The organism is Bradyrhizobium sp. 25ACV (assembly GCF_054863005.1).
This window is the reverse complement of sequence record NZ_JAVAYO010000022.1, coordinates 1-24562: the sequence shown is the minus strand read 5'-3', so window position 1 is coordinate 24562 and position 24562 is coordinate 1. Positions and strand designations below refer to the sequence as shown.

Sequence of the window (24562 nt, the reverse complement as noted above, 5' to 3'; positions counted from 1 at the left end):
TGGTTACCGCGAAGCAGTTTGGCGGAACCAGTGAGTTGCTAACTAATTATGAACCTGTCGCTGTCTAATTGAAACGAATTGGGCAGAGACAGGGGACGAGGACCATGGCTGATCGCGGCGCACTCAAGTTTGTTGGATTTATCTTCGCTACCGCGACGCTGGCCGTGATGCTGGTCGCCGGCATGGTGGTGAAGGGCTACGCCGATGGCGCCTACACCTTGGAAGCCTCGGCTGTCGACGCGAGCCGGTAAGAATCTGTTAAGTTTTTGGGGCCCGAAAACGGCCCCGCCTCAGCGGCTGTAGACGAACGCCAGCACCGCGACCGCAACCACCAGCAATCCGACAAAGCGCAGCATGATCGTGCCGAGCTGATTGGGCGCGGGCCGCAGCGATATAGGGTCCGTGTCGTCGGGCCGAATGCTTTCCATGAGATGTCCCCCGGCCCGGCCGCAAGAGAAGCGGGCGCTTGGCATTGGTCGTCGGGAAATGGCGGAGGGTTCAAAGGCGTGGTGGCGTTGCGGCTAGCCAAGCTTTCCGCTGTCATGCCCCGGCTTGATGTTTAGTCCGGAGACATAGCTGACACCTGTTCGGACACATCACTCACAGGTCGGCCATTGGTCAAGCCGGGCGATGACACCATTCGTTGGGAACGTGTGCGTCCCCATCACTCCCAGAATCAAAACCGCCGCGCTCCCTGCGGAACGCGGCGGCCGGTGATGCGTACAGCGATCAGCTATTGCGCAGGCCGTCGGCGGCGCGCTTCCATTGCGAGACGTTGTCGGCGATCATGCGGGTCGACTTCATCGCGGCCTGGCTGAGCTGGGCATAGCCGGAGATCTCGCGCTGGACGCGCTGGCCCTCGGCATGCAGCAGGTCGCGCAGGCTCTCGAGTTCCGAGATCAGATTCTCGATCTCGGCGAGCGAGGTGCCGGCGACGCGCTGGATCAGCGAGTTGACGTTGGTGACGGTGGCCTCTGCGCTCGGATCGAGCGGGGCCGCGTCGGTGGTCGTCGCCGCCGGACGGCGCAGATAGGCGATATCGTTGCGGACGAAGTCGCGGATGCCGGCTTCGACTTCCGTGACTGCAGCGAGGTTGGTGTCGACCGTCTCGGTCTCGGCGGCTTCGGTCTTTTCCGGACGCATGGCGTTCATCGTTATTCCCCTGTTCGCGTTGAGCGCAGCGCGAGTGTCCCCCGCACGACGACGTCTGTGAGGCAGCCCGCATCAGGGCGCCGGAATTGGGCCGCAAATGGGCCGAGATGCGGCAAGGGCGGACCATTCGGGGGTTTTGCCGTGGCGTATGGTTAGGAGAGTGTGAACGTCGCTGCGGCAGCCACCGTTCCAGCTCCTCATGGTGAGGAGCGCGAAGCGCGTCTCGAACCATGCAGGCCCCGCTGCCGCAACGGGGACCTCGATCCTTCGAGACGCGCTCCTTCCGAGCGCCCCTCAGGATGAGGAGCGAGTGGCGCGTCGGCCTACCAGCTCTTCTTGAAACCCGCGGTCAGGCTCTTGTTGATCGCGCCTTGCGAGGTCTCGCCAACCGAGCCGGAGACGGTGACGTTGTCGAACAGCTTTTGCTCGGCGCCGACCTTGCGCAGCCATTTGTCGTCGGTGGTCGACAGCGTCTGGCCGGCGGTAACGCTGGTGCCGGTGTCGGTGAGGGTGACCTTGGCCGACTGGTCGGTCTCGTAATTGCGCGTGATGTGGCCGCCGATGCCGGGGACCGCACTCGTGCCCTGCTGGTTGACGCTGTAGCCGTTCTGCAGCGTCAGCGAGGTGTCGCCGGACAGCGGCACCGATTTGGTCAGCGAGGCCCCCAGCTTGCTCTGTTCCGAGCCGGGATCGACGCGGGCTTCCACGGCGGTCTTGTCCCAGATCACTCCAGCGCCGGGCGCGGTTGCCGTCGCCCAGGCGCTGCCAGAGGATTGCGGCAGGTTGCCGCCATTGGTGGCCTTTTGCGCCAGCAGTTCGGACATCGTCCGCGGCTCGCTGGTCACCGTCATGTCGGCGCCGACTCGGGTATCCCAGAACGAGAACACGGATTGCTTCACCGTCACCGCCGAGGAGCCGTTCGCATTGGCGTTCGACGACCAATCCAACCCCTCCTTGGCGGCGGCCTGGGCGCGCTTCTTGGCGGCGATCGGGTCAATGCCGGTGCCGGCATCGACCGCGAGCTGGCTCCAGTCGAGCTTGTCGACGTCGATGCCCGTGAGAACGTCGGGATCGTTGACGTCGGGGGCCTCTGCCGTCTCGGTCTCGGCTTCGTCGGGCGCGGCCGCGGGTGGGGAGAAGGGCGGAATGATCTGCGCCGAAACCGTCAGCACGGAGCCCAAGATGAATGCGGCCGCCAGCATCGGCAGCCTGGTCCAGCCACAACCTGTCGAGAATTCCATCGTCCTGCCCGCCAACCCCAGCGCATGTAGTCCGCCAATATAAGGCGGTCCTTGGTGATGACCATGCGCCATTCGGTCCGCCTGCATCAATGCGGATTTATCGTTGCGGAATTGTGGCAACTCGCGTGGGGGACGCGAACCAACGGGCCGCGCGAAAGGCGCGCGCCCGACGACGAGCTTCCGGCACGACGGCATCCGGCGGGGCTGGAGGCCAGGACGTCGCGTCAGGCATTGTCATCGGTCCCGAACAGCGGGGCCCGTTGGCGTCCCCCTCAGCCGACGCTGGTCATCTTCGGCAGATGAATGGCGCGGCCGAGTGCCTGCTCGACCAGGTCGAAGGTGTCGATCAGGACGCGCATGCTGGTGAGCTTGCCCGCCCTGAACTGGGCGAACTGCGCGACCCGCAAGCTGATCGGCTTGTTGGAATCCAGTGCCGTCAGCGAATAGCGCAGCATCGAGGCGGCGGAATCGACGCCCAGCATGATGCTCTCGCGGTCGAAGCGGCGGACCTGGAAATTGTCGGCGAGCTGGTGGATGACATCGAGCACGGCATCCTTGCCCTGGCGCGCGCCGAGGAACGGAAACATGTCGATCGGGCCGTAGAGCGCCCATTCGACGTCCTCGTCGATCAGGGCCTCAATGTCCTCGAAATGCCGGTCGTTGATCGCGCGGTGCAACGCGCGCGAGAAACGCCAGAGGCTGTGCTCTGTCATTTTGGGCAGTCCTGAAGCTGGCTTTGCGAAAGAAAAACGGAAAACGACCCCAGGCGCAGTCAGGCGGCGGGGCTCAACTCATTTGTATGCGAATAAAATACCCGATTTCGGCCAAAACGCAATTCACGTTTTCGCAATGCACAATTGATGGCGATATGTGAGATTTGCAATAGAAACCCGTAATCTCCCGGTTCCCGGCGGCTCGCGTGCGGGCTCCGGGGGAGGGAGAGGCTCAGTCCACCCGTGCACCCACAATCAGCGGCCCGATCTCGCGCTCCAGCACCTGCTGCACCAGGTCGTAGGAATCGATGATCTCGCGGATCTCCGCCACCAGCCCGCCGCGGAAGCTGTAGAACACCGCCATGTCGAACTGAACGATGCGGTCGTTGCTACGCTTCCTGAAATAGGCCTGCATGTAGGTCGCGACCGCCTCGCCTTCGGCAACGATATGCGGCGCCTTGTAGCGGATCTCTGAGTAGCGCGACCAGACCGTCTGCCAGAGCTCGCGCAGGTCGGCCTTGCCGTGGCGCGGCACCATGTGCGGCAGGAGGTCGATCGGCGCATGGGTGAGGAAGTCCACGTCCTCGGTGCAGCATGCCAGCGCGGCCTCGATGTCGCCGCGCGCGAAGGCGTCGAGCAAATGCAGCACGCGTTGCCTGTTCAGCGATTCGACCGTCATGCAGCACCTGCCTTCACCACCCGCGGATTGCGACGCTGTCGCGCGACACGCTCGCCCATCCAATCCACGAACACAGGGTGATTGTCGTTATGACGCGCGAGCGCAATGCCCGGTTCATGGGAGTGCAATTACGGGTTGTGCGCGTCTGCACATGCAAGAATTCGGGCGGGTTTTCGCGTTCCGCGATGACGCCGTGTGCACATCAGCGGGCGCGGCTTGCCATGCGCCGCGCGCGGGGAACCCGCGGCTATCCGCACTCGTTGAGATGCTGACATCGCATCCGGAGATATCAATCCATGAAAGCCCCGCTTCTCGCCGTCGCCGCCGCGCTCCTGATCTGCGGCGCGACCTCCGCCGCCAACGCCAAGGGCTGCATCAAGGGCGCCGTCGTCGGCGGCGTCGCCGGCCACTATGCCGGCCATCACGGCGTGCTCGGCGCAGCCGCCGGCTGCCTCTACGGCCGCCATCATGCGAAGGAGCAGGAAAGGCAGCGGCAGCAGCAGAGCCAGATGAACGGACAGGGGAAGCTGTAGAGGCACGGAAAACTTCGCGCCCACCGTCTTCTGTCCGGCATGCCCCGATGGTAAGTTCCAATCGCTACCGCTAAGGTTGAGTCGGGCGAGGGGACGATGGACGCCGGGAAGTTCTTTTGGGGCGTCGTCCTCACAATCCTGTTCCTGTGCCTCCTCGTTGCTTTCATTAGAAGCGTGTTCCGCTCGCGGGGCGTCAAATACAATTGGCTCGGCGTGTTACTGTCGTTCTCGACGATCGGCCTCGCTATCTACCTGGTATTTTTCCACCAGCTCTGAGGTCCTTCGCCCCGCCCGCTGCTTTGGGCGGGCCGCCGCATTGCGTGACCCACTTCACATCACTCCGCTCCCGACGCGACTAACGTCATCCGCATGTCAACAGGGAGACGTGCCATGGCCGCTATCGCCACCGCCAGAAAGTCCCGCCTGCACAACGCGCTCGAAGGCCTCGCGCTGACCGCGATCTTCCAGAGCTTCCCGACCTTCGCCGCCGCCGCCTTTCTGCTCAAGCTCTGCGGCTACCACGATCTCGTCGGCGACCCCGGCGTCGCGATCTTCGTCGCCATCGCTTCGCTCGCCCACGCCATGCTCGCCGTGACCCTCGGCCCGAGCTTCCCGGCCTTCTTCAAGACCGTCTACGAGCCAAAGTTCTTCGAGGCCCATCTGTCGCTGTCCGACAAGATCACGGCCTGGCGCACCCAGCCCGTCGCCTCGCTCCAACTCGTGACCATCGTGCTGCTGCTGTCGGTGATGGCGGTGGTGACGGCGAGCGTGGGGTGAGAGGGAAAGATCTCTCCGCTCGTCATTCCGGGGCGCCGCAATTTGTCAGCCGAAGCTCGAAGAGCGAAGCCGGAAGCGGCGAGTCCCGAATCCAAAGCCATGGCCCGTACGGATGCGCCGCCCTACCTCTTCTTCCACCCGCCCCGCCGTCCCGGCTGTCCGCCCGTTGACTTTGGCGCAGGCCCGAACTCCGGACCCGACTGCCTCGAATCCGTCGGCTGGATGATCCGGCTCTCGCCGCCGAACGGCTTTGCCGGTAGTGCGCGGTTTTCGCGGTAGGGCAGGGATTCCGGCCCGTGCATCTCGTCGAGATGCGGCTTGTGGACCTTCGAGCCGCCTCCGCCGCCACTGGCTTTCAGCGCCGAGTCCACGGTCTTCTTCTTCATGGCGCTGACCGGCAAATTCGCGGCGTCGCCGTACTTCTTGCTGCCGGCGTAGGCGCCGGCCTTGCCCTGCACGGTGCGCTGCTTGGCGGTGGGATCGTCGACCACGGCGAGCTCGGTGGCGCGCAGGCGCTTGACCTCGTCGCGCAGGCGCGCGGCTTCCTCGAAGTTCAGATCGGCGGCGGCCTCGCGCATCCGCGTTTCCAGGTCGCCGAGCACGGCTTCGAAGTTGTGGCCGATCGAGATGACGTCGTCGGTCATGTCGTGGCCGCCGACCTCGATCAGCACGTGGTCGCGCTCGTAGACGGAGTTGAGGATGTCGCCGATCTGCTTCTTCACGCTCTCCGGCGTGATGCCGTTGGCGGTGTTGTACTCGACCTGCTTTTCGCGGCGGCGGTTGGTCTCGGCGATGGCGCGCTCCATCGAGCCCGTCATCTGGTCGGCATAGAGGATCACCTTGCCGTCGACGTTGCGCGCGGCGCGGCCGATGGTCTGGATCAGCGAGGTCTCGCTGCGCAAAAAGCCTTCCTTGTCGGCATCCAGGATCGCGACCAGCGCGCATTCGGGAATGTCGAGGCCTTCGCGCAACAGGTTGATGCCGACCAGCGCGTCGAACGCGCCGAGACGGAGGTCGCGGATGATCTCGATGCGCTCGATGGTGTCGATGTCGGAGTGCATGTAGCGGACCCGAATCCCCTGTTCATGCAGATATTCGGTGAGGTCCTCCGCCATGCGTTTTGTGAGAACCGTGACCAGCGAGCGATAGCCGGCCTGCGCGGTGGCGCGGACCTCGCCGACGAGATCGTCGACCTGGGTGCGGGCCGGGCGAATGTCAACGGGAGGATCGATCAGGCCAGTGGGGCGAATGACCTGCTCGACGAACACGCCGCCGCTCTCGTTCAGCTCCCAGCCGCTCGGCGTTGCCGACACCGCAACGGTCTGCGGCCGCATCATGTCCCATTCCTCGAAGCGCAGCGGGCGGTTGTCCATGCAGGAGGGCAGGCGAAAGCCATATTCCGCCAGCGTCGCCTTGCGGCGGAAGTCGCCGCGGAACATGGCGCCTATCTGCGGGATGGTGACGTGGCTTTCGTCGGCGAAGATCAGCGCGTTGTCGGGGACGTATTCGAACAACGTCGGCGGCGGCTCGCCGGGGCGGCGTCCCGTGAGGTAGCGCGAATAGTTCTCGATGCCGGCGCAGCTTCCCGTCGCCTCCATCATCTCCAAATCGAAGGTGGTGCGCTGCTCCAGCCGCTGCGCTTCCAAGAGGCGCCCCTGGTCGTTCAACTGGTCGAGCCGCTGTTTCAATTCGAACTTGATCGACTTGATCGCCTGCACCAGCGTCGGGCGCGGTGTCACATAGTGCGAGTTGGCGTACATCTTGATGAATTCGAGCTCGTCCTGCTTGTGGCCGGTGAGCGGATCGAACTCCTCGATATTCTCGATGGTGTCGCCGAACAAATTCACGCGCCAGGCACGGTCCTCATAGTGCGCCGGGAAAATGTCGATGACGTCGCCGCGCACGCGAAACGTGCCGCGGGTGAAATCGGCCTGGGTGCGCTTGTACTGGAGCGCGACGAGATCGGCGATCAGCTGGCGCTGGTCGATGCGCTCGCCCTTCTTCAGCGCGAAGGTCATCGCGGTGTAGGTTTCGACCGAGCCGATACCGTAAATGCAGGACACCGAGGCGACGATGATGACGTCGTCGCGCTCTAGCAGCGCGCGCGTCGCCGAGTGGCGCATGCGGTCGATCTGCTCGTTGATCGAGGAGTCCTTCTCGATATAGGTGTCGGTACGCGGGACGTAGGCTTCCGGCTGGTAGTAGTCGTAATACGAGACGAAATACTCCACCGCGTTATCAGGGAAGAAGTTCTTGAACTCGCCATAGAGCTGGGCGGCGAGCGTCTTGTTCGGCGCCAGGATCAGCGCGGGGCGCTGCGTCTTCTCGATCACCTGCGCCATCGTGTAGGTCTTGCCCGAGCCGGTGACGCCGAGCAGCACTTGGGTGCGGTCGTTACGCTGGACGCCTTCGACCAGCTCGGCGATCGCGGTCGGCTGGTCACCCTTGGGCTGGTATTCTGATTTGATCTCGAAGCGCACACCGCCTTCGGACTTTTCCGGCCGCGGCGGCCGGTGCGGCGTCCACACCTTGGTTGAGCCGTCGTTCTTGCGGAACTCCGGCCGGCCCTCGCGGATCAGCGCCTCCAGCGCATCCGCGGTCGCCTTGACGCCGAGCGCCTCCATCTTACTGCGCGGCGGACGCGCCAGCGCTTCGGCATCGTCCTCCTCGGTGGGCAAGCCGAGCTGCCGCGCCAGTTCCGGATCGAGCGTCGGGATCGTGGCCGCGGTTCCGTAATTGGCCTGCGGCGCTTCTTCCAGCCCGCCGGCCTCGCTGGATTGCCGGGCGCCCGGCGGCTGCGGATTGGGCCGCAGCGGCATCGGCCGCGCACTGTCCTGCGGAAACTCCTTCGGCGTCGAGGCCCGCGCGCGATGCGCCGCGGCTTCGCCGCCGGAGCGGCGGTCGCGCGAATTGTCCGGCGGCGGCTGCAGCCCGGTGCCCGAGCCAAGTCCGGCGTCGCCGCGATTGATCGCGGGATTGAGCAGCTCGGCCAGCGCCGGCCCGATCGGCTGCACATCGGGGCGATGTGCCTTCGAGTTCGGGGTCTTGGTCTTGGGGGATTTACCGGATTTTTCGGAGGATGCAGCTTTCTTCGCCATGAGCCGAATATGGGATGAGTCCGCCTCCCGATAAAGGGCGAATGACCGTCCTCATGCAGCCTGCTGACAGCAGGTTGGCAGCAGGCCGGGGCCTACGCCGCCGGCAGCGGCCCGTCATCGTCCTCGCTCGCCTGATATGGCTTGAGGATGTCGAGGTGGATGCCGCCGCAATCGGTGCAGCGCATGGTCCAGTACTCGCACCCCGCGCGGCCGCCGATCACGCGGAGCACCGAGAGATCGCCATCGCATTCCGGGCAGTTGGACAGCACATTGCGGGCGTAAATTCTCGGCCGCGGCGTGTCTTCGATGTCGATGACTGACATGACCCGGTTCCCCCCTTTATGCCGCTGCCCTGGTTCGCTTGCCGTCCGGCTCGCTTATTCGTCGTCGCTGTCGGCCCGGCGGCGGAAGCGGTCGATGTGGTGCTTGGCGTCGGCAATCGCGGCGTTCTGATCGGGCCAGGCGAAACCGACTTCCATCGCCGGAAACAGCACGCCGTCGATGGCGACGGGGCTGAGATCGGCGCGGCGGATGCGGGCGTGCCAGAGGCCTTTGCCAGCCTCGAAGGATTCAATGTCAAAGCCGTCGTAGAGGGTCGTCATTCTTGTCGGTCCCACGTTTCTTTTCGGAGGGTCAGGGGACCACGTTTGCGGATTCCGGAATGTGAAGCCGTTCACAAGCGGCAGGCTTTTTTGCCTTTCGGCGTCAGTTCCGCGCGGCGACACGGCCCGTCCGCCTGACCGGGCGGGCGGCGGGTTCCGAGGCCGCGCGCATGATCCAGCGGCGGAACGCGGCAAAGTCGCGGTGCTCGGTTTGAAAGCTGCGATAGAGCAGGTACCAGCGCATGCCCTTGGGCACCGAGAGGTCGAACGGGGCGACCAGCCGGCCGGCGGCAAGATCGTCGTCGATATAGGGGCGGATGCCCATGGCGATGCCGAGCCCGTCGGCGGCGGCCTGCAGTGCCTGGCCGTAAAACTGGAACTCCGGCCCGCGCGGATTGATGCGGGTGAGGTTCGCGGTTTTCAGCCAGATCGGCCAGTCCTCCGGCGAATGTTCGACGCGGATCAGGCTGGGGCCCTTGAGGTCGGCCGGCCGCTTCAGGCCGCTCGCGAGCCGGGGCACGCAGACCGGCGTGAGATCGCCGGCGAACAGAGGCTCGGCGACGAGACCAGGCCAGTCGCCGGTGCCGAGCTTGATGCCGCAGCTCCAGTCCTCGCCGAACGGCACCGACGCGCCGCCGGTGGTAAAGCGCACCTCGATGTCGGGCTCTTCGCTGCGAAACTCCGACAGGCGCGGGATCAGCCAGCGCATCGCAAAGGTGTGGCCGACGCCGATGGTGAGCACGCGGACGCTTGCCGGCGCCGTCACCTGCGCGGTGAGGCTGGCCAGCGCGTCGAAGATCGGCGTCAGCCCGCTCTGATAGGCGCGGCCGGCCTGCGTCAGCACCAGGCGATTGGCCTTGCGCTCGAACAGCGCGACGCCGAGGCGCTCTTCCAGGAGATGCACCATGCGGCTGACCGCGGCCGCCGACACGCTCAGCTCGAGCCCGGCCGCAGCAAAGCTGCCGGTCCGCGCCGCCGCCTCGAATGCCTTGATGCCGTTGAGAAACAGCAGACGCCGCAAAGGCAAGACCCTTATACAAGACCCTCAGGAAAGCTGATGCCAGGCCAAGATAACTCAGTTTGCGCGGAAGGAGCAAGCGAGGCAGATTTTGCAGCGTAGTTCGGAATGATTTGTTGGGAGCGCCGGGGCTTCTTCGCCTCTCCCCGCGTACGGGGAGAGGCCGGACGAGGGAGTGAATCAGCCTGCGTCCCTTACTCAACGGCCCCACCACCGGAGATTCCCCACGTGACGCCCATCATGATCGCTGCCCTCGGATTGCTGATGGTCGCCACCGCGTTTCTGTCGGGACTGTTCGGCATGGCGGGCGGGCTGATCCTGATCGGCGTGCTGCTGGCGCTGATGCCGCTGCCGACCGCGATGGTGCTGCACGCGATCACGCAGATGGCCTCGAACGGCTGGCGCGCGTTCCTGTGGCGCGCGCATATCCGCTGGCGGCCGGTCGCGAACTATATGGTCGGCGCTGCCGTCGCGCTGGCGGCCTGGTCGATCACGCGCTACGTGCCGGATAAGCCGATGGCGCTGCTGCTGCTCGGCATCACCCCGTTCATGGCGCGGCTGTTGCCGTCGAACATCAAGCCGGATCCCGACCGTCTCTGGCAGGGCACCGTCTATGGCACGATCTGCATGGGCTTGATGCTGATGACCGGCGTCTCGGGCCCGCTGCTCGACACCTTCTTCCTCGGCGGCGATTTCGGCCGGCGCGAGAAGGTCGCGACCAAGGCGATGTGCCAGCTCGTCAGCCATTTCACCAAGCTGGTCTATTTCGGCGGCATCATCGACCAGGCCGCGAGCCTCGATCCCGTGCTCGCCGGCGTCGCCATCCTTGCCTCGATGCTCGGCACCACGCTGGCGCGCCGCATCCTCGAAGCCATGACCGACCAGCAATTCGTGGCCTGGTCGAACAAGCTGATCACCACCATTGCCTGCTACTACATCGCCTATGGCGGCTGGCTCATGGTTCGCACGCCAGTGCTGGCCGCCTTCGACAAGGGAGGTTTGCAATGAGCTGTAGCGCCGATCCGCTGGTGCTGGACTTCGTCGAATGGGTCGCGCGCGAGCCGCGCGCCTATGCCGAGGTGATCGCGACCTGGAAAACCTCGTGCCCGCGCCTCACCATCTGGGAAGACGCCACTGAGCGCGGCTACGTCGCGCGCGAGACGCTGCCCGGTCTCGGGCTGGTGATCGCGGTGACGGAGGGCGGCGAGAAATTGCTGCGAACCAACGGGCGCTAACTCTCGCCACATCGTCATTGCGAGCGTCAGCGAAGCAATCCAGAATGTCGCCGCGGCGGCAGGCTGTTGCTTCGTCGCAACAGCTCCTCGCAATGACGGAGCCAGTGGAGGCGCCTTTGTCACTCAAACTCTTCGAACTCGTCGGCACCGACGCCTCGCGTCCCTTCAGCCCGTATTGCTGGCGCACACGGATGGCGCTGGCGCACAAGGGCCTTGCGGCGGAATCGCTGCCCTGGCGCTTCACCGAGAAGAGCGCGCTCGCGCCGCACGGGTCGGAGAAGGTTCCGGTGCTGCTGCACGATGACGAGCCCGTGGTCGACTCCTGGACGATCGCGACCTATCTCGAGGACAATTTCCCGGACCGTCCGTCGCTGTTCGGCGGCGAGGGCGGCCGCGCCATGGCGCGCATGATCAACGCCTTCGGCGACATCGCCATCGTCGGCGGCATCTTTCCGCTGATCGTTGCCGACATCCCGAAGAATCTCGCCGAGATCGACGCTGCCTATTTTCGCAAGTCGCGCGAGGCGCGCTTCGGCGGCAAGAGCCTGGAGGAGGTCATGGCGAGCCGCGATACTGCCGTGGTCGCCTTCCGCAAGTCGCTCGAGGTGATGCGCCAGGCGTTGAAGAAGCAGCCCTATCTCGGCGGCGAGGCGCCGAACTACGCCGACTACATCGTGTTCGGCGGTTTCCAGTGGGCGCGCGTGGTGAGCCCGTTCAAGCTGCTTGAGGCGGACGATCACGTTCATGCCTGGCGCGAAAAGCTGCTCGATGCGTTCGACGGCATGGCGCGGAAATCGCTGGGGCATGAGGTGTAAGGCACGGTCTTTCCGACGTCGTCCCCGCGAACGCGGGGATCCATACCGCGTGATTTATTCGAGCGCGGATGGTCGAAGTACCGGACGACCAGTCTTCGCCAAACCTCTCCCTGTGATTATGGGTCCCTGCGTTCGCAGGGACGACAGGGAGGGTGCGGTGATCCTCTCGCGGTTAACGAGCCGCCGCGCTCGCTTCCGCCGCCGCCTTGCGCAAGCACTCCCGGCACAGGCAGTCTTCGCCCTCGACCGGCATCGGCAGCTTCGCGGTTTCCTCCGCGCACCAGCAGGTGCCCGAGAGGTCGCAGCCGAACTCGGTGCCGCAGCGCGCGCAGGCGAGGCGGCGCGGTTCCGGCGGTGAGGATTCTTTCGGATTTGTCATGATTTACGTCGAAGCTTCGCCGTGATTTTCATGTCGGGTTCATCGGTCGCTGCGGTATATTAGGCGTCGCGCGCGGACTCCGAAAGCGGCTCCCGGCACGCGAAGGACAAATCGATGGCCCGCGATTCGCAAGCCGCGCTCGTCGCGCTCAACCGTTTTGGCTTCGGCGCCCGCGGCGGCGCCTCGGGCGATCTCATCAACGCAGCCTCCGATCCGCGCGGTTTCGTGAAGGCAGAGCTGGTCCGTGCGAGCGGGGTGCTGCTGGAGGCGCCCGGTCTGCAATCGACCCAGCAACTCGGGCAGGCCGTCTTCGCCTATCAGGATCAGGTCAGGCAGGCGCGCGAAGCGGCGAAGGCCGCCGCGCCCGCCGAGACCCCGCCGCCTGCGCCGACCGAACAGAAGCCCGGGCTCCGCCGCAATCTCTCGCTGAATGCGGCAGCAACGGAGGTCGCCGGCCAGATGACGGAGGCCAAGCCGGCGGACAACAAGCCGGCGGACAATGCGGCAAGGCCGGACGCGATGCAGCCCAACGCCGCCGCGCCGCCGGCCGCAAAGCCGGCACCTCAGCCGCTCAACGTGATTCAAAAGACCTTCCGCTCCGAGGCGCTGGCGCGCCTGCAGCGCGCGACGCTGGCCACCTGCGGCTTCACCGAGCGCCTCGTCGCGTTCTGGTCCAACCATTTCTGCATTTCCGCGACGAAGGGCGAGCTGGCGCGGATCTGGGCCGGCGCGTTCGAGCGCGAGGCGATCAGGCCGCATGTGCTCGGGCATTTTGCCGACATGCTGAAAGCGGTCGAGCAGCATCCGGCGATGCTGTTCTTCCTCGACAATCAGCAATCGCTCGGGCCGGATTCGCGCGCAGGCCAGAATCGCAAGCGCGGGCTCAACGAAAATCTCGCGCGCGAGATCATGGAGCTGCACACGCTCGGCGTCGGTGGCGGCTACACGCAGGAAGACGTCACTTCGCTCGCGCGCATCATCACCGGCTGGACCTTTGCCGGAAGGCAGGGGCAGCTCGGCACACCCGGCTCCTTCGTGTTCAACACCAATGCGCACCAGCCTGGCGCACAGATGCTGCTCGGCAAGAGCTACGAGGCGACGGGCCTGGCGCAAGGCGAAGCCGCGCTCGCTGACATCGCGCGCCATCCGTCGACCGCGAATTTCATCGCCACCAAGTTCGTCCGCCATTTCGTCGCCGACGATCCACCGCCGGGATTGGTGGCGCGGCTGCGCGAAATCTTCGCCAAGACCGACGGCGACCTCAAGGCGCTTGCCGCGGCACTGGTCGATTCCGACGAGGCGTGGAAGGCGCCGCTGACCAAGATGCGCTCGCCCTATGATTTCCTGGTGGCGAGCGGCCGGCTGCTTGCGCGCGTGCCGGAGGATCCCGGCGCCTATCTGAACAATCTCAATTTGCTGGGACAGCCGCTGTGGTCGCCGGCCGGCCCCAATGGTTTCCCCGATACCAGCGCCGCGTGGGCCGCGCCCGAGGGCATGAAGCTGAGGCTCGATATCGCCGCGCAGATGGGCGCACGGCTCGGGCCCAACATCGATCCGCTGGATCTGCTGGAGTTCGCAGCGGCGGATGCGGCCTCGATCGAAACGCGCCGGACCATCGAGCGCGCGGAGTCGCGCCAGCAGGCGCTGGCGCTGCTGCTGATGTCGCCGGAAATGCAGAGGAGGTGACGATGGACTGCACCGAGAACCGGCTGCTCACCTCGCGCCGCGGTCTCCTGCTTGGCGGCGCCTCGTTCGCAGCCTGGGCCTACCTGCCGAAATTCGCGCGCGCCGCCGATGGGCGCGATCCCAGGCTGATCGTGGTGATCCTGCGCGGCGCGCTCGACGGTCTCTCGACCGTTGCGCCGATCGGCGATCCCGATTATGCCGGCCTGCACGGCTCGATCGCGCTCAGTTCTGACGGCGCGCATCCCGCGATCATGCTGGATTCCTTCTTCGCGCTGCATCCCGCAATGCCGGAGTTTGCGCGCATGTATCGCGACAAGCATGCCTCGGTGATTCACGCAGTGGCGACGCCCTATCGCGACCGCTCGCATTTCGACGGCCAGGACGTGCTCGAAAGCGGCTATGCCGGACCGGGCCGCGTGCAGTCCGGCTGGCTCAACCGCGCCCTCGAAGCGCTGCCGCGCGGCGAGCGCGTATCGAGCGCTCTTGCAGTCGGGCCCACCACGCCGCTGGTGCTGCGCGGCAACGCGCCGACCGTCGGCTGGGCCCCGGTGGCGCTGCCGCAGGCCGATGACGACACTGCGATGCGCCTCGTCGATCTCTACCGTCATCGCGATCCCGCGCTGGCGATGGCCTTGTCGCAAGGCCTTCAGCTCGACAAGGCCGCGAGCGGGGACGACATGAAGCCGAAACCGGGCAATGCGGTGGCGCAGATGCGCCAGGTCGCGCGCGGCGCGGCCAAGCTGATGGCGGCGGACGACGGCCCGCGCATCGCCGCGCTCGCCTTCGATGGCTGGGACACGCATGCCAATGAAGGCGGCCCGGTCGGTCGTCTCGCCTTCTTGCTCGGCGGGCTCGATGGCGCACTCGCCGAATTCCAAAGCGGTTTGGGGGAGCGCTGGCGCGACACCGTCGTCGTCGTCGCCACTGAATTCGGCCGCACCGCGCGCATCAATGGCACCGACGGCACCGATCACGGCACCGGCACGATCGCGCTGCTCGCCGGCGGCGCCGTGAAAGGCGGCCGCGTCATCTCCGACTGGCCGGGGCTCAAGCTCGCGAACTTGTATGAAGCTCGCGATCTCAAGCCGACCACCGATCTGCGCTCCGTGATCAAGGGCGTGCTGCAGGGCCAGTTCGGCCTGTCCGATCGCGTGCTGGCCGAGACGGTGTTCCCGGATAGTGCGGGAGTACGGCCGATGAAGGGATTGGTCGCCTAACCCCACGCGCCGTCATTCCGGGCCTGCGCCTTGCGGCGCATCCCGGAATGACGAGATAATGGTGCAGCATCAGGAGAACCATCCCCATGTACATCGCCATGAACCGCTTCCGTGTCGCCAAGGGCTCCGAGGCCGCTTTCGAGCAGGTCTGGCTCGGCCGCGATACGCATCTGGACAAGGTGCCGGGCTTCGTCGAATTCCATCTGCTGCGTGGACCCGAGCTCGAGGACCACACGCTCTATGCCTCGCACACCGTATGGGCGAACCATGCCGCGTTCGACGCCTGGACCAAGTCCGAAGCGTTTCGGGCCGCGCACCACAAGGCAGGCGACAACAAGCCGCTTTATCTCGGCCATCCCCAGTTCGAAGGCTTTGAGGTGATGCAGACCGTGGGACGCGGCACGAAATAACACGCCGCGCCTCGAACGTCAGCCCAGCGTGATCTTGTCGATCTCCGCCATCTCATCCGCGCTGAGCTTCCAGGCGATCGCCTTGACGTTCTGCTCGATCTGCTCGACACGGGTGGCGCCGGCGATCACGCTGGACACCTGCGGGCGGGCGGCGAGCCAGGAGAAGGCGAGCTCGAGCATGCTGTGACCACGGGCCTTGGCGAAGGCCTGGAGCTTTTCGACGATGTCCTCGTTGCGCGGCGTGACGTAGCGGTCGCGCAGCCGCTCAACCTTGCCGAAGCGGGTATCATCGGGCGCGGCCTCGCCCTTCCGGTACTTGCCGGTCAGAAGTCCGCTGGCGAGCGGGAAGAACGGCAGAAGGCCGAGCTTGTACTCCTGCGCCGCCGGCAGCAGGTCCTTTTCGATGTCGCGCACCAGGAGGCTGTATTCGTCCTGGCACGACACGAAACGGCTGACATTCATCGCGCGCGCGACGTACTCGGCTTCAGCGACGCGCCAGGCCGGAAAGTTCGAATTGCCGATGTAGCGGACCTTGCCCTGGCGGACGAGATCGTCGAGCGCGCGCAGGCTCTCCTCGATCGGCGTCAGCGGGTCATAGTCATGTTGCTGGTAGAGATCGATGTAGTCGGTCTTGAGCCGCTTCAGGCTCGCTTCGACCGCGTCCATGATATAGCGGCGCGAGGCGCCCTGCTTGGTTCCGTCCTCCGCCATCGGCTTGGAATATTTCGTCGCCAGCACGATGTCCTTGCGGCGGTCGCCCAGCACGGCGCCAAGCACGTTCTCCGAGCCGCCCATGTTCGAATAGATGTCGGCCGTGTCGAACAGCGTGATGCCGAGATCGAGCGCGCGATGGATCACCTTGCGCGAGGTCTCCAGATCCGTGCGCTGGCCGAAATTGTTGCAGCCGAGCCCGACCGCGGACACGCGAAGACCGGAGGCGCCGAGATTGCGAATTTCCATGGGAGATCCTGTCAGAGAGAGCGGCCACTCATTGTGACCATCGTGCGCCGCAGCAGCAAGGCGCGCGCCGCGCTGCTGCCATGCTGACAAGGCGGACAAAAAAATGCGGCCCCTGTCAGACGCGGCGACTGACGGGGACCGCTTGGGGCGCTTGATCGGTGACGGGGGGCCTGATCAGACGCAGGTGCAGCGTAGTCCCGCTATGTTACGCGCCGGTGACAGCGGGAGTTATCCACAGGGTGCGGGCGGGGATCAGAACAGCTTGCGATAGACGATGAAACCGGACCGCTCCGCGACCTTGTCATACAGGCGCTGTGCCGTGAGATTGGTCTCGTGCGTCTGCCAATAGACGCGCGGCGATCCCGCCAGTTTCGCTCGCTCATACACGCCGTGGATCAGCGCCGAGGCGACACCCTTGCCGCGCGCGGCCTCCAGCGTGAACAGATCCTGCAAATAGCAGGACGGCTCGATCGCGGTGGTGCTGCGATGAAACAGGTAGTTCGTCATGCCGAGCAGCTTGCCGCCGCTCTCGGCGACCAACCCATGTACCGGCTCATAGGCATCGAAGAAACGCTGCCACGTCATCGCAGTGATCTCGCCCGCCAGCGCGGTCGGGCCGGAGCGGCCGTAGAAGGCGTTATAGCCGTCCCACAGCGGCAGCCATTGATCGTAGTCCTGCCTGGTGACGGCGCGAATGGTGAGCGACATGTGGAATTCCTGCGATCGATGGGACGTCCTTCATACGTGATGACGGGCGTGCCGATCAATCGCCAGTCGCATCACTCCGCGGCGCGCAGATGCCGGATCAGCCTGCGGCCCGTGGGATCGCGCAGCGAGCGGTAGTAGTCGGCGCGCGAGGGCGCGTCGGTGTGGCGGACGAGGTCGGTCACCGGCGTGTAGCTGAGCATGCGTCCGCCGTCGGGCAGCGCGGCGCAGACGAAGCGCAGCACCTCGCCGTTGCGCAAGGCGATGTTGATCGGCGTGGCATCGCCGATGCGCACCATCTCCATGCGCTGCGCGATGAAGGTGCCGAGCTCGTCTTCGGGCAGCTCGAACGCGCCGGTGTCGCGGCCGTGATACATCAGGGCGATGAAGGGCGGCTTGCCGTCGGCGATCTCGTCCGGCACCGCAAAATAATCGCGGAAGGCGCGGTTGATGAACTCGGCCCGCGTCTCGGCATCGAGCAGCACGATGCCGATATCGACCTGGTCGAGCGCGGCCGACAGCCGTGCCGCCGTGGCGTGGCTCCGGCGCTCGGCCGCGACCGTGCCGAGCAGCCGCTCGCGCATCAGGCCGGTGATGCCGGCGGTGGCGGCAGTCGTGATCGCCAGCAGGCCGAACTGGACCAGATCGGTGGTGGTCAAGCCGGAAACGCCGTGGCGGCCGAGGAGGAGCAGCGCCGCGCCGATCACCGCGACGGCCGCGCTGGTGACGGCGGAGGCGAGACCCGACAGTGCGCCGGCGAGCGCCACGATGCCGACGAGCAGCGGCGCGGGCGAGGCCGTGGGGATGAAGCGATCGAAGTGCATCGCCAGCAGCAGGGTTGCTGCCGTCAGCACCGGACCGGAGATCGCACGCCATCCGAACCGCATGGACCCGTCTCGCTCCTCCCGAACGAGGTAACGTCGCAACACTGACTGATCGTTGCGCCACCGCGATACGTTTTCCCGCCGTGTGTTTAAGGCCCGCTTGCGTGCAAGCTTCAGGTTTTCGGATGATTTTAGACCAAGTGGGCGTGCTTGAGGGGCTGTTGCAGCGCAGGCGCATTCAGCGTCGAAATCCCCGGGCCCTTGCGCGTGACGACAATCAACAGCGACGCCGCGACCAAAATGGCCGCAGTCAGTGCGATTGCAACGACTACCACGGGTGATTTCATCGACGTCCTGTCGCGATGCCTGAAGGCACGGGCCACGCGGCGCCTTGAAGGCTGGACCAGGATGAAACGGGAATCAGACCGGCAGGCCCATCGCCATGGTCGCCTTGGTCGACAGCACCGTCAGGGTGACGATCAGGCACAGCGAGAGCGCGGCGACGGCGAGCGAGGCCACGACCGCGTTGGTCAGCCGGGAAGACGCGACGGTAGCGGGATGGCCCTGAAAGCCTGCCGTGCCGGACGCCCGTATCATGGTCTAAATCCTTCAACACGCGAGCGAATCACCCGCGACTTTCCACAATTTCCCAGTTTCAACCGGCAATATTGCGGCGGCTATCGCGCGGAAAATGGCGGGATTGCGGCGAATGTTACCTTTGTACCCGCTATTCGCCGGAGCGCAGGGCGCGCGCTCAGGCCCCGGCGGCAATGCTGGCGGGGTCCTCGACGTCGGCCGGCCGCCAGTCCATCGACACGAAGCCCGGCGCAGCTTCCACCCGCTTCAGCCAGTCGCGGATCGCCGGGAAGGCCTGGAGGTCGAAGTCGCAGCGGTCGGCGAGGTGGGTGTAGCCGTACAACGCGATGTCGGCGACCGTGAGCTGGCGCGCGGCGAAATAGGCGTTGGTCTTGAGGTGGTTCTCCATCACCTGGAGCGCGCCATAGCCGCGCTCCATCCAATCTTCCAGCGAGTGGGTCTGGAGGTCGCGGCCGCCCTTGACCAATGATAGCCAGAAATAGGCGGCGCCGATGTTCGGCTCCAGCGCGTGCTGCTCGAAGAACATCCATTGCAGCGCCTCGGCGCGGTCGATGCGGTTCTCGGGCGCGAGCGGTGTGCCGACGGCGACGTACCAGAGGATGGCGTTGGACTCGGCGAGAAAGCGGTCGTCGCCGACCTCGAGCAGCGGCACCTGTCCCGACGGGTTCTTGGTCAGAAAGTCCGGCGTGCGGCTCTCGCCGCGCAGAATGTCCACCTCGATCGCTTCGTAAGGCACGTTGAGCAGCGCCAGCGCAAGGCGGACCTTGTAGCTGTTGCCCGAGCGTTGCATCGAATAGAGCTTGTACATTCTGAGAATGATTCCGGAAGACGGGGACGCGCGTCGCTCGTTGCCGCGCGAAGCGGCTAAACAATGATGCCGATGCGAATCCGCCGCAAGGGCCGGCCAATAGAAAAACTCGAAATCCCTACCGCACTGCAGCGCCGCGGAAGATCATTTCCGCGCGACGATGCAAAATTAGATCACGCTTGCGTCAGCATGCGAGCGCTTGGCTCGCGCGATCGTGCGCAGGGTGAGCGATTGGGGAAGAGCGCTGTCATCAATCCAGTGCGCCGTCATGCCCGGGCTTGTCCCCGGGCGTCCACGTTCTTCGTGCCGCGCGGGCGAGGCGTGGATGGCCGGGACATAGGCGAGCGGAGAGCGACGCCGTCGTTCGGACGCCTATGCCCGGCCATGACGGAGCTTCAGCACGCCACACGCAAAATTGCTCCGAGGACAAGCCTTCCGGGATATGAGCGATTCGCGCGGTAAAGTTGCGGAAAATTGCTGGAAATCGCTGCTTGAACCGCTCCAGATCGGTAAGTTTTTCCGAGATCGGGCCGAAGTTTCTTGCGGCGCAGCGGCACACGTTTTAGGGTATCTCATTCCCACAATCAGAGTCGTGAGGCCCAGGGCTTTTCGACGCTTGTCAGGAGATGACGATGTCCTTCCTTGCCGCTGCGCTCGACCGTGTGAAGCCGTCCGCGACCATCGCGGTCACGGATAAAGCACGCGCGCTGAAAGCGGCGGGCCGCAACGTCATCGGTCTCGGTGCCGGCGAGCCCGACTTCGACACGCCCGCCAACATCAAGCTGGCGGCGATCCGCGCTATCGAGGCCGGCAAGACCAAGTACACCGCGGTCGACGGCATTCCCGAGCTGAAGGACGCGATCATCGCCAAATTCCAGCGCGAGAACGGCGTTGCCTACAAGCCGAACCAGATCATCGTCGGCACCGGCGGCAAGCAGGTGCTGTACAACGCGCTGATGGCGACCATCAATCCGGGCGACGAGGTGATCATTCCCGCGCCGTACTGGGTCAGCTACCCCGAGATGGTGGCGCTCGCCGGCGGCGAGCCGGTGCCGGTGGTCTGCACCGCCGCGACCGGCTTCAAGCTCCAGGCCGAGGCGCTCGAGCGCGCGATCACGCCGAAGACCAAATGGGTGATCCTGTGCTCGCCGTCGAACCCGACGGGAGCCGCCTACACGCGTTCGGAACTGAAGGCGCTCACCGACGTGCTGGTGAAGCATCCCCACGTGTGGGTGATGACCGACGATATGTACGAGCATCTCGTCTATGACGACTTCCAGTTCACCACGGTCGCGCAGGTCGAACCGAAACTCTACGACCGCACGCTCACCGTGAACGGCGTGTCGAAGGCCTATTGCATGACCGGCTGGCGCATCGGCTATGCCGGCGGTCCCGCGCAGCTGATCAAGGCGATGTCGACCATCCAGTCGCAGTCGACCTCGAACCCGTCCTCGATTGCGCAATGGGCCGCGGTGGAAGCTCTGAACGGTCCGCAGGACTTCATCCCCGCCAACAACAAGGTGTTCAAGGAGCGGCGCGACCTCGTCGTCTCCATGCTCAACCAGGCCAAGGGCATCGAATGCCCGCGTCCCGAGGGCGCCTTCTACGTCTATCCGTCCTGCGCGGGCACGATCGGCAAGACCGCGCCGTCGGGCAAGGTGATCGACAATGACGAGACCTTCGTCACCGAGCTCCTTGAGACCGAAGGCGTCGCGGTGGTGCAGGGTTCGGCCTTCGGCCTCGGCCCGGCGTTCCGCATCTCCTACGCCACCAAGACCTCGGACCTCGAAGACGCCTGCAAGCGCATCCAGCGCTTCTGCGGTAATTTGCGCTGAGACTGTCGCAACGAGACTAGGAAAGGCCCGCTTCGTGCGGGCCTTTTTTATGCGTGTTCGATAAGTGGAGTCGGATGGACTATTGCTTGGGGCAGCATTGTGCCTTGCCCCTCACCCGGATCACGCCGGACGATGCTTCGCATCGCCGGGGCGATCCGACCTCTCCCCGCTGAAGAGCGGGGAGAGGTTGAAGAGCTCGGTGCTCATTGTTCGTTTGCTGCGTCAGGGGCGCACTGCTCTTGCACTCCCTCGCCCCGTTCTTACGGGGGCGGGACGAGCAAAGCTCGCCCTGAGAGGGTGGGGTGAGGGGCTCTCCCCACAAGTTCGATTCCAACCGCCTGCGATCTGGCACCCACAACGCACTTGTGGCATAGACCATCGCGCAGCGTGCAGTGCGCCTTCTCTGCTCGCATCACTTCATCGCCGGAGACATTTCATGCGCCGTTCGTTCATCTTTGCCGGGCTCGCCGCCGCCAGCCTCGTTGCCTCCAGCGTGGGCGGCAGTGCGCAGCAGCGGATGGCGCGGGTGGGCGTGCTCGAATGCCGCGGCGGCGCCAGCGTCGGCTTCATCGTGGGATCGGTGACCCATCTCGGCTGCGTGCTGCGCGCCGACGGTCTGCCCGACGATCGTTACGTCGCAACCATCCGCAAAGTCGGTCTCGACATCGGCATCACCCAGGAGACCGCTTTGGCGTGGGGCGTGTTCGCGCCGGTTGACCGGCTCGGCCCCGGCGACCTCTCGGGCAATTATGCCGGTGCGCAGGGCAGCGCCTCGGTCGGCGTCGGCTTGGGGGGTAACGTGCTGGTCGGCGGCTCCAACAATTCGATCGCGCTCCAACCGCTCAGCGTGCAGGGCCAGGTTGGCCTCAACATTGCCGCCGGCCTCGAGAGCCTGGAACTTCGTCCGGGCCGTTGATCGCGCGCCGGGCGGGTGGTGCTGCTCCACCTCTTCCCAGCGGGAAGAGGTGGAACACCACCGTTAAGACTTGATCTAACCGACGACGCACCGCAGCGACGTTTGACGCTTGCCAAATCTCGGGGACGGGCAGAGCATCGGCGATTGCCGACCCAATCATGGGCCGAGCTCCACACCAAGGAGGCGGCGAATGGGACAAGACGTCAGAAGTCCCCGAGGTCCACGGTGCATCGCGCTGGTGGGCCCTTTCCAAAGCGGTAAAACCACACTTCTCGAAGCTATCTTGGCGCGAACGGGCGCAATCCCGCGCGCCGGCAGTGTCGACGCCGGAACTTCCGTCGGCGACGCCGCGCCAGAGGCCCGTCATCACAAGATGACCGTCGGGCTCACTGCCGCCACCACGAGTTTCATGGGCGACAGCTACACTTTCCTCGATTGTCCCGGTTCCGTCGAGTTTGCCCACGACATGCGCGCCGCGTTGCCCGCGGTCGATGCCGCGATCGTGGTCTGCGAGGCCGACGAGAAGAAGCTGCCGCAGCTTCAGATCATCCTGCGCGAGCTGGAGGAGCTGAAGATCCCGCGTTTCCTGTTCCTCAACAAGATCGACCGCGCGAGCCAGCGCATCCGCGAGTCGCTCGCAATGCTGCAGCCCGCCTCCCGCGTGCCACTGGTGCTGCGCCAGATCCCGATCTGGAAGGACGAACTGATCGAGGGCTTCGTCGATCTCGCGCTGGAACGCGCCTTCATCTATCGCGAGCACAAGGCTTCCGAGGTGGTCGCGCTCGAAGGCGGCAATCTCGATCGCGAGAAGGAGGCCCGCTTCTCGATGCTGGAGAAGCTCGCCGATCACGACGACGCGCTGATGGAGCAGCTGCTCGAAGACATCCAGCCGCCGCGTGATGCCGTGTTCGACGATCTCGCCCGCGAATTGCGCGAAGGGGTGATCTGCCCTGTGCTGTTAGGGGCAGCCGCGCGCGAAAACGGCGTATTGCGTCTGATGAAAGCGCTGCGTCACGAGGCGCCGGGAATAGCGGAGACCGCAAAGCGTCTCGGCGTTACCGAGACCAGGGACGCGCTCGGCTTCGTGTTCAAGACGCTGCATTCGCAGCATGGCGGCAAACTGTCATTGACGCGGCTGCTCGCCGGCCATCTCGACGACGGCGCCACGCTGCAATCCGCTTCCGGAGGAGCGGGCCGCATCTCAGGCATCCTCGCCGTCAACGGCGCCTACGACACCAAGCGTGCCACAGCCGAAGCCGGCGACACGGTGGCGCTCGCCAAGCTCGATCCGATCAAGACCGGCGACACGGTCTCGAGCGGCAAGACACCGCCTGCGGCGCTCGCGGTCTCGGAGCCGACGTCGCCGGTGCTCGCGATCTCGGTTGCGGCCACCGATCGCAAGGACGACGTCAAGCTCGGCCAGGCGCTGACGCGGCTGCACGAGGAGGATCCCTCGCTCGTCATCGTGATGAACGCCCAGACCCACGACACCGTGCTGTGGGGACAGGGCGAGATGCACTTGCGCGTCGCCAGCGAGCGGCTGCGCGACCGCTTCGGCGTCAAGATCACCTCGCATCCACCGGCCATCGGCTATCAGGAGACCATCCGCAAGCCGATCGTCCAGCGCGGCCGCCACAAGAAGCAGTCCGGCGGCCACGGCCAGTTCGGCGACGTCGTGCTCGACATCAGGCCGCTGCCGCGCGGCGAGGGCTTCAAGTTCGCCGAGAAGGTCGTTGGTGGCGCCGTGCCGCGCAACTACATCGGCGCGGTGGAAGAAGGTGTCGTCGACGGATTGACGCGCGGCCCGCTCGGTTTCCCCGTCACCGATTTGCAGGTGACGCTGACCGACGGCTCCTATCACAGCGTCGACTCTTCCGATCTCGCCTTCCGCACGGCGGCGCGGATCGGACTCAACGAGGGCCTGCCGCATTGTCAGTCAGTGTTGCTGGAGCCGATCCACGTGGTCGAGATCGTCTGTCCGACCGACGCCACCGCCAAGATCAACGCGATCCTGTCGGCGCGGCGCGGCCAGATCCTCGGCTTCGACACACGTGACGGCTGGAGCGGCTGGGACAGCGTCCGTGCCATGATGCCGGAAGCCGAGATCGGCGAACTGATCGTGGAGCTGCGCTCCGCCACCGCCGGCGCCGGCAGCTTCACCCGCACGTTCGACCACATGGCCGAAGTCACAGGCCGCGCCGCCGACCAGATCATCGCCGCGCATCAACACGCGGCGTGATCAAGCTGGCTTAGTCAGGGACGGCACTCTCACACCCTCTCCCCATCCTCATATGGGGATTTGTGAGTCAAGGCCTGTCGACTGGCTTGAGTGAGGTTGGTCGGGTGAGAGGGCGGCGCGCGG

29 protein-coding genes are annotated in these 24562 nt (G+C 65.4%); 13 read left to right on the top strand and 16 right to left on the bottom strand.

The genetic code is table 11. The features are described 5' to 3' along the window. The first annotated feature begins 104 nt into the window (after window positions 1–104). Window positions 105–251, top strand: a complete 147-nt coding sequence (locus RAD04_RS34700) for a hypothetical protein (RefSeq protein ID WP_018318322.1) — start codon at window positions 105–107, stop codon at window positions 249–251. Window positions 252–290: 39 nt separating this feature from the next. On the opposite strand, the gene RAD04_RS34695 is transcribed toward RAD04_RS34700, so the two are convergent. The 5 genes from RAD04_RS34695 to RAD04_RS34675 form a co-directional block, all read right to left on the bottom strand. Further along, window positions 291–428, bottom strand: coding sequence for a hypothetical protein (locus tag RAD04_RS34695; RefSeq protein ID WP_461627377.1), 138 nt, complete (start codon window positions 426–428; stop codon window positions 291–293). 301 nt (window positions 429–729) lie between these two features. Beyond that, window positions 730–1152 (bottom strand): hypothetical protein, encoded by a 423-nt coding sequence (locus RAD04_RS34690; RefSeq protein WP_091958487.1) that lies wholly within the window; start codon window positions 1150–1152, stop codon window positions 730–732. A 323-nt stretch (window positions 1153–1475) separates the two neighbouring features. Further along, the gene (locus tag RAD04_RS34685; RefSeq protein WP_461627376.1) at window positions 1476–2393 is read right to left on the bottom strand and encodes a hypothetical protein; all 918 of its coding nucleotides are present in this window, start codon (window positions 2391–2393) and stop codon (window positions 1476–1478) included. A 272-nt stretch (window positions 2394–2665) separates the two neighbouring features. After that, window positions 2666–3106, bottom strand: a complete 441-nt coding sequence (locus tag RAD04_RS34680; RefSeq protein WP_461627375.1) for a nuclear transport factor 2 family protein — start codon at window positions 3104–3106, stop codon at window positions 2666–2668. Window positions 3107–3338: 232 nt separating this feature from the next. After that, entirely contained in the window at window positions 3339–3785 is a 447-nt protein-coding gene (locus tag RAD04_RS34675; protein ID WP_461627374.1) for a nuclear transport factor 2 family protein, read from the bottom strand. A 296-nt stretch (window positions 3786–4081) separates the two neighbouring features. On the opposite strand from RAD04_RS34675, the gene RAD04_RS34670 reads away from it, so the two are divergent. The 3 genes from RAD04_RS34670 to RAD04_RS34660 all read left to right on the top strand — a co-directional run bounded on the left by RAD04_RS34670 (window position 4082) and on the right by RAD04_RS34660 (window position 5095). Next, on the top strand, window positions 4082–4318 hold the full coding sequence (locus RAD04_RS34670) for a hypothetical protein (protein WP_461627373.1): 237 nt from the start codon (window positions 4082–4084) through the stop codon (window positions 4316–4318). A gap of 96 nt (window positions 4319–4414) precedes the next feature. Beyond that, window positions 4415–4594 carry a hypothetical protein gene (locus tag RAD04_RS34665; protein ID WP_461627372.1) on the top strand — a complete coding sequence of 60 codons (180 nt, stop codon included), beginning with the start codon at window positions 4415–4417 and terminating at the stop codon, window positions 4592–4594. Window positions 4595–4708: 114 nt separating this feature from the next. Further along, window positions 4709–5095, top strand: a complete 387-nt coding sequence (locus tag RAD04_RS34660; RefSeq protein ID WP_461627371.1) for a hypothetical protein — start codon at window positions 4709–4711, stop codon at window positions 5093–5095. A 122-nt stretch (window positions 5096–5217) separates the two neighbouring features. On the opposite strand, the gene uvrB is transcribed toward RAD04_RS34660, so the two are convergent. The 4 genes from uvrB to RAD04_RS34640 all read right to left on the bottom strand — a co-directional run bounded on the left by uvrB (window position 5218) and on the right by RAD04_RS34640 (window position 9816). Continuing rightward, window positions 5218–8193, bottom strand: a complete 2976-nt coding sequence (gene uvrB, locus RAD04_RS34655) for an excinuclease ABC subunit UvrB (protein WP_461627370.1) — start codon at window positions 8191–8193, stop codon at window positions 5218–5220. 92 nt (window positions 8194–8285) lie between these two features. Further along, the gene (locus RAD04_RS34650; protein WP_461627369.1) at window positions 8286–8516 is read right to left on the bottom strand and encodes a hypothetical protein; all 231 of its coding nucleotides are present in this window, start codon (window positions 8514–8516) and stop codon (window positions 8286–8288) included. A 54-nt stretch (window positions 8517–8570) separates the two neighbouring features. Further along, entirely contained in the window at window positions 8571–8795 is a 225-nt protein-coding gene (locus tag RAD04_RS34645; protein WP_018318312.1) for a hypothetical protein, read from the bottom strand. A 103-nt stretch (window positions 8796–8898) separates the two neighbouring features. Continuing rightward, window positions 8899–9816, bottom strand: a complete 918-nt coding sequence (locus RAD04_RS34640; RefSeq protein ID WP_461627368.1) for a LysR substrate-binding domain-containing protein — start codon at window positions 9814–9816, stop codon at window positions 8899–8901. Between the two features lie 225 nt (window positions 9817–10041). On the opposite strand from RAD04_RS34640, the gene RAD04_RS34635 reads away from it, so the two are divergent. The 3 genes from RAD04_RS34635 to RAD04_RS34625 all read left to right on the top strand — a co-directional run bounded on the left by RAD04_RS34635 (window position 10042) and on the right by RAD04_RS34625 (window position 11863). Continuing rightward, window positions 10042–10821 (top strand): sulfite exporter TauE/SafE family protein, encoded by a 780-nt coding sequence (locus tag RAD04_RS34635; protein WP_038947451.1) that lies wholly within the window; start codon window positions 10042–10044, stop codon window positions 10819–10821. Then, window positions 10818–11048 (top strand): hypothetical protein, encoded by a 231-nt coding sequence (locus tag RAD04_RS34630; protein ID WP_091958459.1) that lies wholly within the window; start codon window positions 10818–10820, stop codon window positions 11046–11048. Before RAD04_RS34635 ends, RAD04_RS34630 begins: the two co-directional genes overlap by 4 nt. A 116-nt stretch (window positions 11049–11164) precedes the next feature. Then, window positions 11165–11863 carry a glutathione S-transferase family protein gene (locus RAD04_RS34625; RefSeq protein ID WP_461627367.1) on the top strand — a complete coding sequence of 233 codons (699 nt, stop codon included), beginning with the start codon at window positions 11165–11167 and terminating at the stop codon, window positions 11861–11863. Window positions 11864–12035: 172 nt separating this feature from the next. Here RAD04_RS34625 and RAD04_RS34620 read toward each other — a convergent pair whose 3' ends face one another. Continuing rightward, window positions 12036–12242, bottom strand: coding sequence for a cysteine-rich CWC family protein (locus RAD04_RS34620; protein ID WP_461627366.1), 207 nt, complete (start codon window positions 12240–12242; stop codon window positions 12036–12038). Window positions 12243–12356: 114 nt separating this feature from the next. On the opposite strand from RAD04_RS34620, the gene RAD04_RS34615 reads away from it, so the two are divergent. The 3 genes from RAD04_RS34615 (at window position 12357) to RAD04_RS34605 (ending at window position 15555) form a co-directional block, all read left to right on the top strand. Beyond that, complete coding sequence (locus RAD04_RS34615) at window positions 12357–13928, top strand: DUF1800 domain-containing protein (RefSeq protein WP_461627365.1); 1572 nt, start codon at window positions 12357–12359, stop codon at window positions 13926–13928. Between the two features lie 2 nt (window positions 13929–13930). Beyond that, window positions 13931–15145: a DUF1501 domain-containing protein gene (locus RAD04_RS34610; protein ID WP_461627364.1), complete on the top strand. Its 1215-nt coding sequence runs from the start codon at window positions 13931–13933 to the stop codon at window positions 15143–15145. 86 nt (window positions 15146–15231) lie between these two features. Continuing rightward, window positions 15232–15555, top strand: coding sequence for an antibiotic biosynthesis monooxygenase family protein (locus RAD04_RS34605; RefSeq protein WP_461627363.1), 324 nt, complete (start codon window positions 15232–15234; stop codon window positions 15553–15555). Window positions 15556–15573: 18 nt separating this feature from the next. Here the strand turns inward: RAD04_RS34605 and RAD04_RS34600 are convergent, their stop codons facing one another. The 6 genes from RAD04_RS34600 to RAD04_RS34575 form a co-directional block, all read right to left on the bottom strand. Next, window positions 15574–16515 (bottom strand): aldo/keto reductase, encoded by a 942-nt coding sequence (locus tag RAD04_RS34600; RefSeq protein ID WP_028140531.1) that lies wholly within the window; start codon window positions 16513–16515, stop codon window positions 15574–15576. 252 nt (window positions 16516–16767) lie between these two features. Continuing rightward, a complete protein-coding gene (locus RAD04_RS34595) occupies window positions 16768–17223 on the bottom strand; it encodes a GNAT family N-acetyltransferase (RefSeq protein WP_461627362.1) in 456 nt (151 codons plus the stop codon). A 71-nt stretch (window positions 17224–17294) separates the two neighbouring features. After that, on the bottom strand, window positions 17295–18107 hold the full coding sequence (locus tag RAD04_RS34590; protein ID WP_461627361.1) for a PAS-domain containing protein: 813 nt from the start codon (window positions 18105–18107) through the stop codon (window positions 17295–17297). 128 nt (window positions 18108–18235) lie between these two features. Further along, window positions 18236–18391 carry a hypothetical protein gene (locus RAD04_RS34585; protein WP_165637429.1) on the bottom strand — a complete coding sequence of 52 codons (156 nt, stop codon included), beginning with the start codon at window positions 18389–18391 and terminating at the stop codon, window positions 18236–18238. Window positions 18392–18464: 73 nt separating this feature from the next. Beyond that, entirely contained in the window at window positions 18465–18641 is a 177-nt protein-coding gene (locus tag RAD04_RS34580) for a hypothetical protein (protein ID WP_212248370.1), read from the bottom strand. Between the two features lie 157 nt (window positions 18642–18798). Further along, window positions 18799–19449: a glutathione S-transferase family protein gene (locus RAD04_RS34575; RefSeq protein ID WP_461627360.1), complete on the bottom strand. Its 651-nt coding sequence runs from the start codon at window positions 19447–19449 to the stop codon at window positions 18799–18801. Between the two features lie 632 nt (window positions 19450–20081). On the opposite strand from RAD04_RS34575, the gene RAD04_RS34570 reads away from it, so the two are divergent. From RAD04_RS34570 to RAD04_RS34560, 3 genes are all read left to right on the top strand, one after another. After that, entirely contained in the window at window positions 20082–21284 is a 1203-nt protein-coding gene (locus RAD04_RS34570; RefSeq protein WP_026201996.1) for a pyridoxal phosphate-dependent aminotransferase, read from the top strand. A 436-nt stretch (window positions 21285–21720) separates the two neighbouring features. Then, window positions 21721–22200, top strand: coding sequence for a DUF992 domain-containing protein (locus RAD04_RS34565; RefSeq protein ID WP_018318295.1), 480 nt, complete (start codon window positions 21721–21723; stop codon window positions 22198–22200). A gap of 190 nt (window positions 22201–22390) precedes the next feature. Continuing rightward, a complete protein-coding gene (locus RAD04_RS34560; protein ID WP_091958426.1) occupies window positions 22391–24439 on the top strand; it encodes an elongation factor G in 2049 nt (682 codons plus the stop codon). The last annotated feature ends 123 nt before the right edge of the window (window positions 24440–24562 follow it).

Bases quoted from the DNA above. Each gene is read 5' to 3' on its own strand.
- RAD04_RS34700 (WP_018318322.1), top strand. From the start codon at position 105: ATGGCTGATCGCGGCGCACTCAAGTTTGTTGGATTTATCTTCGCTACC.
- RAD04_RS34695 (WP_461627377.1), bottom strand. From the start codon at position 428: ATGGAAAGCATTCGGCCCGACGACACGGACCCTATATCGCTGCGGCCC.
- RAD04_RS34690 (WP_091958487.1), bottom strand. From the start codon at position 1,152: ATGAACGCCATGCGTCCGGAAAAGACCGAAGCCGCCGAGACCGAGACG.
- RAD04_RS34685 (WP_461627376.1), bottom strand. From the start codon at position 2,393: ATGGAATTCTCGACAGGTTGTGGCTGGACCAGGCTGCCGATGCTGGCG.
- RAD04_RS34680 (WP_461627375.1), bottom strand. From the start codon at position 3,106: ATGACAGAGCACAGCCTCTGGCGTTTCTCGCGCGCGTTGCACCGCGCG.
- RAD04_RS34675 (WP_461627374.1), bottom strand. From the start codon at position 3,785: ATGACGGTCGAATCGCTGAACAGGCAACGCGTGCTGCATTTGCTCGAC.
- RAD04_RS34670 (WP_461627373.1), top strand. From the start codon at position 4,082: ATGAAAGCCCCGCTTCTCGCCGTCGCCGCCGCGCTCCTGATCTGCGGC.
- RAD04_RS34665 (WP_461627372.1), top strand. From the start codon at position 4,415: ATGGACGCCGGGAAGTTCTTTTGGGGCGTCGTCCTCACAATCCTGTTC.
- RAD04_RS34660 (WP_461627371.1), top strand. From the start codon at position 4,709: ATGGCCGCTATCGCCACCGCCAGAAAGTCCCGCCTGCACAACGCGCTC.
- uvrB (WP_461627370.1), bottom strand. From the start codon at position 8,193: ATGGCGAAGAAAGCTGCATCCTCCGAAAAATCCGGTAAATCCCCCAAG.
- RAD04_RS34650 (WP_461627369.1), bottom strand. From the start codon at position 8,516: ATGTCAGTCATCGACATCGAAGACACGCCGCGGCCGAGAATTTACGCC.
- RAD04_RS34645 (WP_018318312.1), bottom strand. From the start codon at position 8,795: ATGACGACCCTCTACGACGGCTTTGACATTGAATCCTTCGAGGCTGGC.
- RAD04_RS34630 (WP_091958459.1), top strand. From the start codon at position 10,818: ATGAGCTGTAGCGCCGATCCGCTGGTGCTGGACTTCGTCGAATGGGTC.
- RAD04_RS34620 (WP_461627366.1), bottom strand. From the start codon at position 12,242: ATGACAAATCCGAAAGAATCCTCACCGCCGGAACCGCGCCGCCTCGCC.
- RAD04_RS34615 (WP_461627365.1), top strand. From the start codon at position 12,357: ATGGCCCGCGATTCGCAAGCCGCGCTCGTCGCGCTCAACCGTTTTGGC.
- RAD04_RS34610 (WP_461627364.1), top strand. From the start codon at position 13,931: ATGGACTGCACCGAGAACCGGCTGCTCACCTCGCGCCGCGGTCTCCTG.
- RAD04_RS34605 (WP_461627363.1), top strand. From the start codon at position 15,232: ATGTACATCGCCATGAACCGCTTCCGTGTCGCCAAGGGCTCCGAGGCC.
- RAD04_RS34600 (WP_028140531.1), bottom strand. From the start codon at position 16,515: ATGGAAATTCGCAATCTCGGCGCCTCCGGTCTTCGCGTGTCCGCGGTC.
- RAD04_RS34595 (WP_461627362.1), bottom strand. From the start codon at position 17,223: ATGTCGCTCACCATTCGCGCCGTCACCAGGCAGGACTACGATCAATGG.
- RAD04_RS34590 (WP_461627361.1), bottom strand. From the start codon at position 18,107: ATGCGGTTCGGATGGCGTGCGATCTCCGGTCCGGTGCTGACGGCAGCA.
- RAD04_RS34585 (WP_165637429.1), bottom strand. From the start codon at position 18,391: ATGAAATCACCCGTGGTAGTCGTTGCAATCGCACTGACTGCGGCCATT.
- RAD04_RS34580 (WP_212248370.1), bottom strand. From the start codon at position 18,641: ATGATACGGGCGTCCGGCACGGCAGGCTTTCAGGGCCATCCCGCTACC.
- RAD04_RS34575 (WP_461627360.1), bottom strand. From the start codon at position 19,449: ATGTACAAGCTCTATTCGATGCAACGCTCGGGCAACAGCTACAAGGTC.
- RAD04_RS34570 (WP_026201996.1), top strand. From the start codon at position 20,082: ATGTCCTTCCTTGCCGCTGCGCTCGACCGTGTGAAGCCGTCCGCGACC.
- RAD04_RS34565 (WP_018318295.1), top strand. From the start codon at position 21,721: ATGCGCCGTTCGTTCATCTTTGCCGGGCTCGCCGCCGCCAGCCTCGTT.
- RAD04_RS34560 (WP_091958426.1), top strand. From the start codon at position 22,391: ATGGGACAAGACGTCAGAAGTCCCCGAGGTCCACGGTGCATCGCGCTG.